At 29.9% G+C, this 555-nt stretch carries 1 protein-coding gene and 1 pseudogene; both read right to left on the bottom strand.

Annotated features, from left to right (window positions below):
- Window positions 1-201, bottom strand: a 201-nt coding sequence (locus ACFFGH_RS34450) for a hypothetical protein (protein ID WP_386677489.1), incomplete at its 3' end; no start/stop codon positions are given.
- A gap of 159 nt (window positions 202-360) precedes the next feature.
- Window positions 361-555 (bottom strand): annotated as a pseudogene (locus ACFFGH_RS34445) (hypothetical protein); the annotation flags it as partial.

Below are 555 nucleotides of genomic sequence, written 5' to 3'. Positions count from 1 at the left end.
AAAATCTTTTTGACCACTAAAATCAATTACTACGCCAATAGTATATTCATTAATTTTCTCTGTTTTAGTTTCAAATTTTTGCTCAAAGGTTTGGGCAAGTTTTTTTATATGCGAGATTAATTGAGAGTATTTAACATTCATACCTCCTTGTTCTCTTAATTCACTAATTATTTTTTTCTTATTAAATAAATTAAAAATCATAAACTTTATTTTTTAATTACTGCCAACGGTTTTGTATAACAATCAGTTGCGGATTGTTTGAAAACTAAGATAGCTAAAATTACCGACTTTTATGCTTGCGCGGTTGTGTCCGCAGGACACAAAGCCGCAATTGTTGTTATACGGTGTTGGCAAAAGTTTTTATTCTATTTCTTCATATTCTTTTATTCCAATATGATTTTCTATAAGATACATTTCTGGTTTTCCAACTGCTACGCCCATTTTAATTCCACATCTTATAAAGTATTCCTGACCTTTTTTAACATTTATCACTACAGAATCTTGAGATTCCGTTTTGCCCCAAAATTTATGCTCACCAAAATCTCTGGTTTTGAA

It is taken from the genome of Lysobacter korlensis, assembly GCF_042434515.1.
The sequence above is the reverse complement of the archived record's forward strand: the minus strand, read 5'-3'. Positions and strand labels throughout refer to the sequence as shown.